The sequence below is a fragment of the Ilumatobacter sp. genome (genome assembly GCF_030065885.1).
GTDB lineage: Bacteria > Actinomycetota > Acidimicrobiia > Acidimicrobiales > Ilumatobacteraceae > Ilumatobacter.
Window position 1 is genome coordinate 1 of sequence record NZ_JASJCS010000047.1, and the last position, 13,149, is coordinate 13,149.

A 13,149-nucleotide genomic window follows, 5' to 3' on the forward strand; every position below is an offset into this window, starting at 1 on the left:
CTGGAAGTTCTCGCAGAAGGACTCGAGCTGCTGACAGGACCGCCGTTCCGCGCCCCGGCTGGCTACGACTGGGCGGCCCCCGAAGGTTTCACATCGCGCATCGCCAACCTCGCTAACACGTACGGCGTCAAGCTCATCGAGCTCGCCGCCGGGGCCGGCGCCATCGACCTCGTCTACGCAGCAGCGTCCGCCGCCTTCCGAGTAGTCGAAGACCCGCTCGCTTCTCTACCAGTCGGACGAGCAGCCCACCTCTACGCCGACGCGTCCGGAGATCCCGAGCTCACCGACCTCGTCGAAGCTGCGCGCTGCAGGGCCCTTGAGTACGCAGCGTCGGCGGATGCTCGGTGAGGACCCTGCGGCGCGAAACCTGGCTCTACGCGACAGAGCGTGGGGGCGTGTGAGGTGAGGCTCGTTCGATAGCGATCCACTGGCGCGGTCACGAGCTTCGTCATGTGTAGATGTCTGACGTCTGCTGAAAGTGAGGCCCTTGTCCATGGGTGACAGTAGTGATGATGCGACCGCGCTCGTAGGGATGCCCGAGCTCGTTGTTCGCGTGCACGTGCTGCGCGAGGGAGTGCGGTGCTGGCGGTGGAGACCAAGACGGATCGGGGCGTGGTGTACGAGCTGTGGCGTGCGGGCGGTCGGCCACGTCCGGAGTCGGACCCCCGTGCGGGATCTGCCGACCGTGGGGACGACGACGGTGTCGGTGTGTTCGCTTGCCTCCCCTGGGTATGCCCCCTCGCTCCTATGTCAAGCGACGCGTGCAGCGGGGTGTTCTCGAGCGCCGGCAGCGTCGGTGAGCATCGCTCGGAACACGACGTCGGAGAGTCGTCGCTTGAGCGACCTGAGGGCTTCGCAGCCGTTGACGCCGGCTTCGGTTCGACGTCGCAGGGACGCGATCGCGTCGGGGAGTGATCGTGCTCGGGTCAGCGCGATTCGGTGGATCGCGGCGTTTGAGTTGTCGGTTGCCGGCCCGGCTGAGCCGGTGGCGGTCGTTGTTGCCGGACCAGACCGGTGTCGGCGCGGTCCCGTTGTGGCGGGCGAACGCGTGCTGGGACTTGAAGCGTTCGATGCCGGCGGACTTCGCCGACGAGCTTCGCAGCTGCGAGCGGTCCGACACCATGGACCTGGCGTAGGCACGGCGTCGTTGACCTCGTTCGCTGCTCGAGCTCGACTCGTACCTGGGTTGATGTCGACGGTGAGCTGGCGGATGCGCTCGACGAGATCGGCGGCGATGCGAGCGATCACGGTGTCTATGCCCGCCAAGCGCTCGGCGGCGATGCTCGGGTGCTTGAACGTGGTGAGCGTGCGCAGGTCGGGCTCCCAGGTCGAGTCGATCTGATCGCCGCCGGTCGACCGAGATCGGCCGCGTCGAGACCGCCAACATGCTCAGCGAGAAGACCCGCCGCAATTCGCACGGATTCGTCAACCACTCCAACTACCGACGCCGACTCATCGGACGACTCGTCATCAAATGGGCTACCGGCCCGACCCGCACAATCCGAGGCTGTCAACCATGCTCAGGCGCGCACAGCCGGTCTTGCAGTAGGCACCACCGTTGGTTTGCCGGGACGAACGGCTCTATTGCTGCAGGCCAACGAGCTCATAAGGTCAACCGTGAGTGGTCGAGTATTGAGGTGGATCATGCGTTCAAGGCGCTTGCTAGCGTTGGCGTCGGCCGTCGGGCTCTTCGTCACGTCCCTTTCGTCGGCAACATCGGATGCCTCTCAGGGGACCCCCAACGTGGATAGGAGCGTCGCTGCGGTAGCAAGCGTTAGCGACAACGATGGGGACTGCCGCGCGTTGAGGTGACATCTGAGATGGCTTGCTCTGGCAGGCCTGGAAGGATGACCTCATGCCCAAGCCCTATCCGCAGGAGTTCCGCGACGACGTCGTGAAGGTCGCCCGGAACCGGCCCGACGGGACCACGCTCGAGCAGATCGCGAAGGACTTCGGGATCCACCCGATGACGTTGTCGGGCTGGTTGAAGCAGGCGGCGATCGAAGACGGTGAACGCCCTGGCACGACTGCGGCGGAGTCAGCGGAGCTTCGAGAGGCAAAGAAGCGGATCCGGTTGCTCGAACAGGAGAACGAGGTGTTGCGTCGAGCCGCCGCGTATCTCGGTCAGGCGAACATCCCAAAAGGATGATGTACCCGCTCGTGCGCGAGCTCGCTGCTGACGGGATCCCCGTCACGGTGTCGTGTCGGGTACTCGGCCTTGCTCGCGCTCCGTTCTATCGGTGGCTCCAGACACCGATCACCGACGCCCAGCTCAATGAGGCCTACCTCGCCAACGCCATTCACGACGCCCACGTCGACGACCCCGAGTTCGGGTATCGGTTCCTCGCGGATGAGGTTCGCCGAGCGCCAGAGCATGCCGCGGTGTCTGACCGGGTCGTGTGGCGGATCTGCCGAGATCACCGCTGGTGGTCGGTGTTCGGGAAACCCAAGAACCGCAAGGCCGCCAAGGCGGGCACGCCGTCGCATGACGACCTGGTGCAACGCGAGTTCACCGCGGACGCTCCGAACCAGCTCTGGCTCAGCGACATCACCGAACACCGCACACGGGAGGGGAAGCTGTACGTCTGTGCGATCAAGGACGTGTTCTCGAACCGGATCGTCGGTTGGGCCATCGACGAACGCATGAAGGCCCGCCTCGTCGTCGCCGCGATCGAGATGGCCGCCGCCCGACGCGGTGACGTCGCCGGCTGCATCCTGCACTCCGACCGCGGCAGCCAGTTCCGCGCCAGGAAGGTGCATCGGACACTCACCCGTCACCAGATGGTCGGTTCGATGGGCCAAGTCGGCTCCGCCGGCGACAACGCCGCCATGGAATCATTCTTCGCCCTGCTCCAGAAGAACGTCCTCAACCGGCGCTCCTGGGCGACTCGCAACGACCTCCGCGTCGAGATCATCACCTGGATCGAACGCACCTACCACCGCCGACGACGACAGCAACGCCTCGGCCGATTGACCCCCATCGAGTACGAGACCATCATGACCCCTCAGACGGCAACCGCTGCCTGACCAACCAACTGTCACCTCAACGCGCGGCAGTCCCCAACACTTGGATACTGCGGCGAGTGCCGCCCTCTGTTCACGACGTTGCTGGATCCACAACAGCTCCCGACACCTTCGATGCCTTACTAGAACCCCCTAACAGGGGTCAGAACTCGATCGGACTACCAGGTGAAATGAAGAGAGCTGCACCGATCGGTACAGCTCCGTCCCTAGTCAAGGGTACATATGTTCGTTCGTTGGTCGGGGTGCTGCAGCGCTACTCGAACCACGAGGAAAAGATCCATACGCTGGTCAAACTCTCCGCCTTGCCGCAGCGACGTGGGTCGCAGATCGTGACAGAGCGACCGCGAGTCGCGCGAAGGCCGACCCCAGACGAGGTCGAGGTCATCGCTGCCGCCTATGAATCGGGTCTGACGCTGCGTGAGCTTGGTGCGCTGTTCGGGTTCGATCGAGGCACGATCTCGTCGGTCGTCCGGCGAGCTGGCAGGTCAACTCGCTATCACCAACGTGTTGAGGTTGATCTCGACCAAGCTGAACGGCTGCGTGCTCAGGGAATGACGATCACAGAGGTGGCCGAACGATTGGGTGTTGGTCGGACGACATTGGTCCGGGCCCGTCGCGAGGGTCGCTGACCTCGAAGCTCAAGTCGTCGACCACACGACGCTTCAGTAGGGAGGATCACAGACGAAGCAGTCGTCGCCACCAAGGTTTGCGCTCGCTGGCGGCAGCCGGCTCGCTGGGTGCCTTCATTGCCTCTCGGTGCATCGCGGCCATCTTCTCCCTGTGCGCGGCCTCCTCACCTCGCCGCTTCTCGTCCCCGGTTCGTATGCGTTCCATGGTGCCTTCGAGGGCGTCATCAAGAACCTCGTTCACCTGTTCGTGCGGGCTGTCGCTGGTCATGCCCCCTCCTCTACTCGACGGTTGCGGTCGTCCGAGTCGCCGGTCCTAACAGTGTTGCCGTGCTGTCCACGGCGGTTCAACAGCTGACACCGGGATTTGGACGTTCTCGACCGGGCCGACAGACGGTCCGCGCCCGGTGGGCGCCGGCTCTACATGGGGTGCTCCCCGTCACGGTCACCATAGGGTCGATGCGTTTCTCAGCGAACTCTGAGATGCCGATCCCTCACAGACACGTACTCCCAGTCCATCATCTGAGTTCGGCGGATCCGTCGAGGTGAGGCGCCCCGGGATCGGTGACTGCTCGTTCTCCTGAGAGGATGAGCAGATGTCAGAGAAGAAGCGTCGACCGGGTAGGTATCCGGACGAGGTGCGAGAGCGGGCGGTGCGGATGGGTGTTCGATCACCAGGCCGAGTACCCGTCGCAGTGGAAGGCGATCGAATCGATCTCGAAGAAGTTGTCGATCAATCACGAGACCCTCCGCCAGTGGGTTCGCCGAGCAGAAACCGACGCCGGCCAGCGGCCGGGGTTGACGACCGACGAGCGGGCTCGGATGCGCGAGCTCGAGCGTGAGAACAAAGAGCTGCGCCGGGCGAATGAGATCTTGAAGGCGGCGTCGGCTTTCTTCGGGGCGGAGCTCGACCGCCAGTCCAAGAAGTGATCGCGTTCATCGACGCGCATCGCGACAGGTTCGGGGTCGAGCCGATCTGCAAGGTGCTGCGCGAGCACGGCTGCGGGATCGCCCCGAACACGTACTGGGTGGCCAAGAGGCGGCCGCCGTCGGCGAGGTCGGTTCGCGACGCCGAGCTCGTGGTCGAGATCCACCGCGTCTATGCCGAGAACCTGTTCGTGTACGGCGCCGACAAGATCTGGACCCAGCTCAACCGGGAGAACATCCGTGTCGCCAGATGCACCGTCGAACGATTGATGCGCGCCGAAGGACTCTCCGGAGCGAGACGGGGCAAGGCGTTCACGATCACCACCCACACCGACGACTGCCTGCACCGGCCCGCCGATCTCGTGGAGCGCCAGTTCCGAGCGCCGGCACCAGACCGGCTCTGGGTCGCGGATCTGACCTACGTGAAGACACACGTCGGGTGGGTCTACGTCGCGTTCATCATCGACGTGTACTCCCGGATGATCGTGGGCTGGCAAGCCTCGCGATCACTGCGCTCGGACCTGGCGATCGACGCGTTGGAGATGGCCGTCTGGAACCGGCGCCGAGCCGGCCACCGGCTCGATCAGCTCATCCATCACAGCGACATGGGAGTCCAATACCTCAGCATCCGCTACTCCGAGCGGCTCGCCGACAACGACATCGTCGCGTCGGTCGGATCGAAGGGCGACAGCTTCGACAACGCGATGGCCGAGTCGTTCAACGGGCTCTACAAGTGGGAGCTGATCTACAAGCAGGGCCCCTGGCGCGGTCTCGACGACGTCGAGTTCGCCACCATGACCTACATCGACTGGTTCAACCATCGCCGCCTCCACGGCGAGATCACCGACGACGCCAGCTACACGACCCCGGCCGAAGCCGAGACCGACCACTACCGTCAACCAACACCGGCCGTCGAGGCCGTCACCCAATAGCCAGAGCAGTCACCAAACCCGGGGCGCTTCAGAGCGGTGGTGCTTGCCTCCTAGATCGACGCCGTTCACGGCGCACACACGAAGGAGAAGCCCAGTGACGAACACCGCACGCACCGATCCAGGCACGACTAGCTCAGTGTCGCCCACGGTCTCTGATTGCCAGCGCAGTCCAGTGCCAGCAGCGATCACCGACGACTACGGCAACGTGGTCTACGTCCGGCCCGGACGTTCGTCGTTCCTCGCACCGATGTGCACGTCCAGCGGAGAAGCAGTCGCAGCTAACACGAGGCGGGCGCCCAGGCAATACGCCTTCTGCCCGATCGAGAGCCGCTTCAACGAAGCTGCGACCGGTTGGGAGGACGGGTCATGACAGACCAGCATCACGAGGTCGTCGTTCCTGATGAGGTCTTCGACCCGCCGAGCGCCCCACCGCCGACGCGAAGCTCGCTCCCCGGTCGAGGAGTGATCTCGCACGGCGTTCAGCGCCGTATCAACCAGATCCACGGCAAGACGGTCGTGCGGATCGCGGACGCCGGAGGCGAGGCCGTAGTCGCTCAGGCAAAGATCAAGGAGTCGTCGTCGGTGATCGACGCCGGCATGTCGAGCCTCGCGTTGCTCGCTCAGAAGGCCGCCTTGTACGCCGGTGGCGATCCGATCCTGTTCGACAAGCTGATGTCGTTCTACATCGACGTCGCCCAGATGGGTCACACGACGATCATCGCTGATCTGTTCGACAAGTACGGGAAGCGGTGAGCGGCCTTGTCTGCGTCATCGTTCCCGACCTACACGATGCACTGGGGTGCGTTCGCCACGATCGTGTGCCTCAGCGTCGTGATCGTTGCACTCCTGATCGCGATGCTCGCCCAGCGGCGCCGCCACAGCGCTAACGCCCGTGCTGTCGAAGTCCTCAACGTGCGCATCGACGCTGCGAACGCGCATCGTCGGTTGATGGAGATCACACGAGACGCCTACGTCCAGATGACCGAGGCAGCGATCAGCTATCACCGACCCGAGCAGCTCGATGCGGACGAGGTGGGCTGACGATGTGTCAGATCACTGAGAAGCCTGAGGTCGTTCGGGCCCGCGAGCAACTGGGCCGGTTCCTGATCGCCCGAGCCCGCGACCGGGCTCATGCGGTGGGTTTCGGGTTCGTCGCCTCTGACGACGCACCGGACACCTACGAGGCGTTGCAGGAGGCCTACGTCCGCTCGCTGGTGACCAAGCAGCCATTGCCGTTGACTCGGGCCGCGTCGAGCGGGCCAAGCCGGCGCATGGAGCGGGTGTGTGAGCGCTACGACCGGGCGTCTGAGATCGGCTATCACTACGTCGATCGTGAGGTGCTCGGCCCGGACATCGGGTTGTCGGCGCTCTTCTGGCATGACACCAACCACGCCCGTCTGGGCTTGAGCTTCGATCTCGACCAGGAGGCGTCGCTGTCGCGCTGGCAACTCCAACAGCTCCGCGCCGCCGGCTTCAGTTCAGGTTCGTTGGAGTACCAGCTGATGGATGCCGAGACTCGCGGACAGATCGAGTGTACCCGCCAGATCGGACGAGCGCCGCGCGATCTGCGCACGTTCTCGATGCGTGCCATCGCCGGTGGTCTCGATCACGCCCTCGAGCTCGAAGCCACCAACGGGGCGGTGTCGCGATGAAGCAGCTACAGCCGTCGAGCATCACCGATCAGCTGTGGCGCAGCGCACTCACCGTGTTGTTCACGATCGCGGTGGTCTACATCTCGTGGCGCCTCATCAGCACCCTGATCGCACCGCTGATCCTGATCGTCGTCGTACTCGGCATCATCCGGCTTGTGATCGGGGCACGTCGTCAGGATCGCTGGTGATGTGCATTTCACATCACTTGTTGCGTGCGCGGATCACGACCGGAGCGTCTTCGAAAGGTCTGTTCCGATCGGTGTTGTCGAATGCACAGGCGACCTTGACCGACCTGGTGTGCTCATCGTTTACTGAGCGTGTACGGAACGCTCCGAGCCCCGCTCGTCGAGCACCGACGCTGCCCTGACCACACCGAGCTGCTGCGCGGCGTCCGCGCAGCGATGTCAACTCACACGAAGAAAGGAGGCCTCCACTGCTATGTCCCGATCCAAGAAGCAACATCGTCATCATCCCAACCGCGGTCGCCGTCTTCGCGTACGCGGCGTCCGGCGGGGCGACCCGGACCTGAAGCGCCTCGGCCGAGCGCTCATCGAGCTCGCGACGGCCGAGGCCGAAGCGGCCGCACAGCAGGACCACGAACAGCGAACCGCAGTACCTCCAGATGCGGACGAGCCGACGGGCTCTGACGGGGAGGCGGCATGAGCGGGGTCGCGCGTGACTGGCATGCACTGGTCTGGCCGCACGAGGTCAGCGCCGACGAACTCAGTCATGCGATGCGGCTGATCGCCGCGAGCCGAGCCCAGTCTGTCGTGCTGGAGGCCGTCGGGCGTGGCGGCGGCGTCGCGCACCGCGTTGGTACGCGCACGAGCGATACGGCCGACGTCGTTCGCTCGCTCACCACGCCGATGCGGAGCCTGAGCGTTTCGCCGATCGAACGCCAAACGCCCCACCCGCATGTAGCGGTTCGGGTGTCGGCGTCGTCGCGGCATCGCCCTCTGCTGGCTGACGCACCCGAGTTGACGGGCACGGCGCTACTCACAGCCCTCGCGGCGGGTCGCGGTGACGAGTCGGTCACGCTGCAGTGGCACCTGATCGCACCCTTGGCGCCGCCGTTCATCCGCTCTAACGTCAGTCACCGAGTGCTTCAGGACTGGCCAGATGCGTTGATTGAAGCACCGTGGCAGGGATCGGTGCCCGCCGATGCGCAGCAACTCAAGTCGCTGCGCGAGAAGCAGGGCGATGTCGGGTGGAGAGTTGTCGGCTACGTCGCCGCCGAGGCGCCCGCCGCGGCACGCCGCCGGCACCTCGTGGCTGGCGTCGTCGCGGCGCTGCGCACGATGACCGCGCCGGGCGCGTCGTGGCGTGTGCGCCAGGTTCGCACCCCTCGATTCGCAAGGGCGACCGCGGCCTGGCTTGGCCGGAGTGCGCTCAATCTGGGTGAAGTCCTGGCCGCATCAGCATGGCCAATCGGCGCCACAGCCGATCTGCCGGTGCTGGCCCGCGCGAGCCGCGTGCTCCCGCCGCCGGACGCGGTGCTGACCGCAAACCGTGTGTTGGGGCGGAGCACCGCGCCACCACATGGCACGGTTGGCCTGTCCGCCAGCGACGGATTGATGCACCTGACGGTCACCGGCCCAACGGGCACCGGTAAGTCGACGCTGTTGATGCAGCTGGCGCTACAGGACATCGCCGATGGCCGCGCCGTGGTGGTGATCGACCCCAAGGGCGGTCTGGTCGACGGCATCGTGGAGCGCCTCCCCGACGATCGCCGCGGCGATGTGATCGTGGTCGATCCGTCCGACCGTGAGATGCCGGTCGGGCTGAACCCGCTCCGTATCGCAAACCGCTCGCCCGACGTGGTCGTCGATCAACTGCTCAGCATCTTCCGGAACCTATTCGCCGGCTATTGGGGGCCACGCACCCAAGACATCCTGCACGCCTCGCTGCTCACCCTCGCTCGCCACCCCGGCTCGACGCTGGCTGCATTGCCGGTGTTGCTGACCGATGATTCGTACCGTCGCAGACTGCTTCGCGGGATTGACGACCCGTTCGGCGTCGGTGCGTTCTGGGCGTCGTTCGATTCCTGGAGCCGCGCTGAACGGGCCACCAACATCGGACCCACGCTGACGCGGCTGCGGCCGTTCCTGATGCGCCCGCAGCTGCGCGCCATGCTCGGCCAAGCCGATCCGCGTTGGTCGATCCGTCAAGTCTTCACCGAACGCAAGATCGTCCTCGTCGATCTCTCTCGTGACCGACTCGGAGCCGAGTCCGCCAACCTGCTGGGCAGCCTGCTGGTGTCGGAGCTGTGGCACGCCACCCTCCAACGGGGTCGCATCGCAGCGGAGCGGCGACACCCGGTGACCATCATCGCCGATGAGTTCCAGGACTACTGCCACTTCGCCCACGACTTCGAGGACGCCCTCACCAAGTCACGGTCGTTCGGTGTCGGCTGGGTCCTCGCCCACCAGCACCTCGATCAACTCACGCCGTCCGTGCGAGCGGCGCTGCAGGCCAACGCCCGATCCAAGGTGCTGTTCCAGATGGACGCTGGCGACGCGCACGCCGTGACCCGCCACGACTCCGTGCTGACCGCGGTGGACCTGACGCAGCTCCCCGCATTCGAGGCCTACGCTCGGCTTGTCGCGGGTGGCGCCGTGCAGCCGTGGTGCTCGATCCGCACCCTGCCACCCGCCGAGCCGACTACGAACGCCGCTGCGGTCCGCGAGCAGAGCCGTCGCCGCTACGGGCGCCCACGGTCTGACGTCGACGCGACCCTCACCCAACTCCTTCAGCCAAACGCAGCCGAGCTGGATGACCTGGGTCCGATCCAACGGGCACGAAAGGACGCCTCATGACCGCAGTCCGTCGTTGTCCGATCGGTCGTCCAGTCGCGTCGAGCTGGAACCAGCATCCGACCAGGTCACACCACTCCGCCGACACGTATCGGGCGCGGACTGTCGCGCCTTCTCAGACCCACTCCCGAAGCACTGTCAAGGGAGTGACACCATGACGGTTCGACGGCGGGTCGGGCCGCGCCAGTTGCACGCCCTCGTCGAATCTCTCTCGGCGCAAGACCATCACGTTCTCGAGGTGATCACCGATTTCCGTCTCGTGACCGGGGCCCAGATCCTCCGTTTGTTCTTCCACGATCGAGGAGAGAGCGGAGCACGCGCCGGACGGCGCAGTCTTGAACGATTCGTGCGACTCGGATTGGTGAATCGTCTGGAACGCCGCATCGGCGGCGTCCGCGCCGGGTCATCGTCATTCATCTACAGCCTCGACACGCTCGGTCAACGCGTCCTCAACCTCAATCGACCTCGTCGCCGACTCGAAGAGCCATCGGCAGCGTTCGTCAACCACACCCTCGCCATCGTGGACCTGTTCGTCGACCTCACCGAAGCCGCCCGAACATCCGACGGGGTCGAGGTGCTGGGCTACGAGACCGAACCGGACTGTTGGCGACGATTTCGCCGTGTTGACGGCGAACACGTGCTGCGCCCCGACCTCTACGTGCGGATTGGTGTCGGCGAGTTGGAGTATCGCTGGTTCATCGAGGTCGACCGAGCCACCGAACATCTGCCCGCGATCATCCGCAAGAGCACCACGTATCACGACTACTACCACTGCGGTGTCGAACAAGACCGAAGCGGGTCGTTCCCCCGGGTGCTGTGGGCCACAACCACCGACAGACGAGCCGACGCCATCGCCGCCGCACTGTCGGCGACCACGCTGACGACGCAGATATTCCGCGTCGATCGCCTCGAGACGGCGGCTCGAACGTTGACGGAGCCACGCCAATGAGCGAGCTGCCGCGCAACACCATTCTCGTCGGCGACGCCCTCGAACACCTCCGCACCCTGCCGTCGGCGTCGATCGACACGGTCATCACCAGCCCGCCATACTTCCAACTCCGGCGGTACGGCATGGGCGAGCGCGAGTATGGCCAGGAACCCAACGTCGACGAGTGGGTCGCACAGCTGCGCGGCGTGTGCGCCGAGATCCACCGCGTCTTGGTGCCAACCGGATCGTTGTGGCTCAACCTGGGCGACTCCTACAGCCGCCACGACAAGTACGGCGCTCCCGCCAAGAGCCTCCTGCTTGGACCCGAACGCCTCGCACTCGCCCTCATCGCCGACGGCTGGCGGCTCCGCAACTCAGCCGTGTGGGCCAAGACCAACCCGATGCCATCCAGCGTCCGTGACCGGCTCACCTGCACTTGGGAAAACGTCTACTTCTTCACGAAGCAGTCCACCTATCACTTCGACCTCGACGCGATCCGCGTCCCACATCGCACCACCAGGCCCACCAAGCCCAACCCGAACGCTGGCGCGTATCTCCCGACCGCGTGGCGAGCACCGCTGTCACATGACAACAACGGCCTCGCCGCACTCAAACGACAGGGACGAGTCGGGCATCCCGCCGGCAAGAACCCCGGCGACGTCTGGAACCTCGCCACCGCCCGCTACGCCGGTGCCCACTTCGCGACCTTTCCCACCAGCCTCGTCGATCTACCGATCCGCTCGACGTGCCCACCGAGGCGCTGCCTTCGCTGCAGGATCCCAGTGCTCAAGCAGATCGGCCGAACCGCGCTGAGATCGACGACTCACTACAGCTGCCGAGCACCATCAGAACCCGGCATCGTCCTCGACCCGTTCATGGGCTCGGGCACCGTCGGCGTCGCGGCCGAGCAACACGGTCGTGACTGGATCGGCATCGAACTCAACCCACAGCTCGCACGCCTCGCCAACGAACGGATCGCGGATGCGCGACCCGCACAGCCCGAAGGACGCGCCGCATGACACACAAGATCGACGCTCACATCGAGGGAGGTGGTCATGCATGAGCCGGAACCGCATCCGTCACCTGAATCTCTCCGACCAGGCCACGCCCCCAGGATCTGGGCGGCCTCACTCAGCGACTACAACGCCGGCGTCCTGCATGGCGCGTGGATCGACGCGGCCAGGGACCCCGACGACATCGACGCCGATATCGCTGCCATGCTCGCCGCCTCCCACCAACGTGGCGCTGAGGAGTGGGCGATCCACGACTGCGAGGACTTCGGACCCGTGCGACTCGGCGAGTACGAGTCCATCATCGATGTCTCGCGGATTGCGCTCGGTATCACCGAACACGGCATGGCCTATGCGGCCTGGGTCGCCCATCACGGCGAGCACCCCGACGACGACTTCGAGGACTGCTTCCTCGGTGAATGGGACAGCCTGCAGGACTACGCCCAGCACTACGCCGACGACACCAACCTCGACCGACTCCTCCAAGAATGCGTCCCCGGCTATCTCCTCGCCTACGTCGCCTTCGACGCGGCAGCGTTCGGGCGCGACCTCGAACTCGGCGGCGACATCTTCACCGCGGACACACCCGATGGCGGCATCTGGGTCTTCTACGCACATTGAACCGCCTCGTTCGCACGTCGTGTTCGAGGCCGAGCTCGCCCAACCGCTGCTCCATCATCGACACCGGCACATCGAACACCGCCGCCAGATCTCGCACATCTCGAACACCGTCGGCGAGGGCTGCCTTCACCCACGGGCGCGGCATGAGCAGACAGCGCGCGAAGTAGTCGGCGAGCGGTTCGGCGACATCGACATCTTCGTAGCGGTCGCGATCGACCGCGTCGATGATGTGTTTGAACTCGTGCGCCAGCGTCGAGCGACGATGCTGAACACACTGGCGCTCATCCAGCACGATCACCCAACCGGCACCGTCCCACAGATTCGCGCCCGCGATCGGAGCACGCGCGTAGCTCACGACGCGGACCGCCGAGAGTTCGCCGATCAGCTCAGCCGGAACTGGGATTCGATCGACCCCGCAGATCGCCAACAACAGGTACGCCTGACGTTCCGCGATTCCGATCGCCTCAACGGTGGTGACCCGTCGCAGTGGGAACAGCCGCCGCAACCGCCGCAACGCGGTCCCGGCCTCGATCCAGTCGTCGATCCGTCGCGGCAGATGACGGGTCGGCGCGAGCGACTGTTTCGAGATCTGCTCGGCCACCTGGTGTCGTGCTCC

General features: G+C 65.3%; 14 protein-coding genes, 1 pseudogene and 1 other annotated feature. Of the genes and pseudogenes, 12 read left to right on the forward strand and 3 right to left on the reverse strand.

Features of this window, described 5'->3' with window-relative positions; genetic code table 11:
* Positions 1-348, forward strand: a 348-nt coding sequence (locus QNJ12_RS11470) for a hypothetical protein (RefSeq protein ID WP_300622782.1), incomplete at its 5' end; no start/stop codon positions are given.
* A 397-nt stretch (positions 349-745) separates the two neighbouring features.
* Here the strand turns inward: QNJ12_RS11470 and QNJ12_RS23730 are convergent.
* Positions 746-1,387 (reverse strand): transposase, encoded by a 642-nt coding sequence (locus QNJ12_RS23730; protein ID WP_367281779.1) that lies wholly within the window; start codon positions 1,385-1,387, stop codon positions 746-748.
* 468 nt (positions 1,388-1,855) lie between these two features.
* Between QNJ12_RS23730 and QNJ12_RS11475 the strand changes: the two genes are divergently transcribed.
* Both QNJ12_RS11475 and QNJ12_RS11480 read left to right on the forward strand, forming a co-directional pair.
* Positions 1,856-3,027, forward strand: a protein-coding gene (locus QNJ12_RS11475) for an IS3 family transposase (protein WP_300622783.1) whose coding sequence is annotated in 2 segments (ribosomal slippage) — positions 1,856-2,143 and positions 2,146-3,027 — 1,170 coding nt in all. Because the reading frame shifts where the segments join, the coding sequence is not laid out codon by codon here.
* 239 nt (positions 3,028-3,266) lie between these two features.
* On the forward strand, positions 3,267-3,653 hold the full coding sequence (locus QNJ12_RS11480) for a helix-turn-helix domain-containing protein (RefSeq protein WP_300622810.1): 387 nt from the start codon (positions 3,267-3,269) through the stop codon (positions 3,651-3,653).
* Between the two features lie 46 nt (positions 3,654-3,699).
* On the opposite strand, the gene QNJ12_RS11485 is transcribed toward QNJ12_RS11480, so the two are convergent.
* Positions 3,700-3,921: a hypothetical protein gene (locus tag QNJ12_RS11485; RefSeq protein WP_300622784.1), complete on the reverse strand. Its 222-nt coding sequence runs from the start codon at positions 3,919-3,921 to the stop codon at positions 3,700-3,702.
* A 325-nt stretch (positions 3,922-4,246) separates the two neighbouring features.
* Between QNJ12_RS11485 and QNJ12_RS11490 the strand changes: the two are divergent.
* The 9 genes and pseudogenes from QNJ12_RS11490 (at position 4,247) to QNJ12_RS11530 (ending at position 12,533) form a co-directional block, all read left to right on the forward strand.
* Positions 4,247-5,509: pseudogene (locus tag QNJ12_RS11490) on the forward strand (IS3 family transposase).
* Positions 4,538-4,666: a sequence feature (AL1L pseudoknot), on the forward strand. It overlaps the preceding pseudogene by 129 nt.
* A 366-nt stretch (positions 5,510-5,875) precedes the next feature.
* Entirely contained in the window at positions 5,876-6,262 is a 387-nt protein-coding gene (locus QNJ12_RS11495; RefSeq protein WP_300622785.1) for a hypothetical protein, read from the forward strand.
* Positions 6,263-6,268: 6 nt separating this feature from the next.
* Positions 6,269-6,550 carry a hypothetical protein gene (locus QNJ12_RS11500; RefSeq protein WP_300622786.1) on the forward strand — a complete coding sequence of 94 codons (282 nt, stop codon included), beginning with the start codon at positions 6,269-6,271 and terminating at the stop codon, positions 6,548-6,550.
* A 2-nt stretch (positions 6,551-6,552) separates the two neighbouring features.
* Positions 6,553-7,161 carry a hypothetical protein gene (locus QNJ12_RS11505; protein WP_300622787.1) on the forward strand — a complete coding sequence of 203 codons (609 nt, stop codon included), beginning with the start codon at positions 6,553-6,555 and terminating at the stop codon, positions 7,159-7,161.
* The gene (locus QNJ12_RS11510; protein ID WP_300622788.1) at positions 7,158-7,349 is read left to right on the forward strand and encodes a hypothetical protein; all 192 of its coding nucleotides are present in this window, start codon (positions 7,158-7,160) and stop codon (positions 7,347-7,349) included. The genes QNJ12_RS11505 and QNJ12_RS11510 overlap by 4 nt, the downstream gene beginning before the upstream one ends.
* Positions 7,350-7,820: 471 nt before the next feature.
* Positions 7,821-9,977 carry a type IV secretory system conjugative DNA transfer family protein gene (locus QNJ12_RS11515; protein WP_300622789.1) on the forward strand — a complete coding sequence of 719 codons (2,157 nt, stop codon included), beginning with the start codon at positions 7,821-7,823 and terminating at the stop codon, positions 9,975-9,977.
* Between the two features lie 151 nt (positions 9,978-10,128).
* Complete coding sequence (locus QNJ12_RS11520) at positions 10,129-10,923, forward strand: replication-relaxation family protein (RefSeq protein WP_300622790.1); 795 nt, start codon at positions 10,129-10,131, stop codon at positions 10,921-10,923.
* Positions 10,920-11,921 (forward strand): site-specific DNA-methyltransferase, encoded by a 1,002-nt coding sequence (locus tag QNJ12_RS11525; protein WP_300622791.1) that lies wholly within the window; start codon positions 10,920-10,922, stop codon positions 11,919-11,921. The genes QNJ12_RS11520 and QNJ12_RS11525 overlap by 4 nt, the downstream gene beginning before the upstream one ends.
* 36 nt (positions 11,922-11,957) lie before the next feature.
* Complete coding sequence (locus QNJ12_RS11530) at positions 11,958-12,533, forward strand: antirestriction protein ArdA (RefSeq protein WP_300622792.1); 576 nt, start codon at positions 11,958-11,960, stop codon at positions 12,531-12,533.
* Here the strand turns inward: QNJ12_RS11530 and QNJ12_RS11535 are convergent.
* Positions 12,484-13,134, reverse strand: coding sequence for an ImmA/IrrE family metallo-endopeptidase (locus QNJ12_RS11535; protein WP_300622793.1), 651 nt, complete (start codon positions 13,132-13,134; stop codon positions 12,484-12,486). The two genes, QNJ12_RS11530 and QNJ12_RS11535, sit on opposite strands and share 50 nt — an antisense overlap.
* Positions 13,135-13,149: the final 15 nt, after the last annotated feature.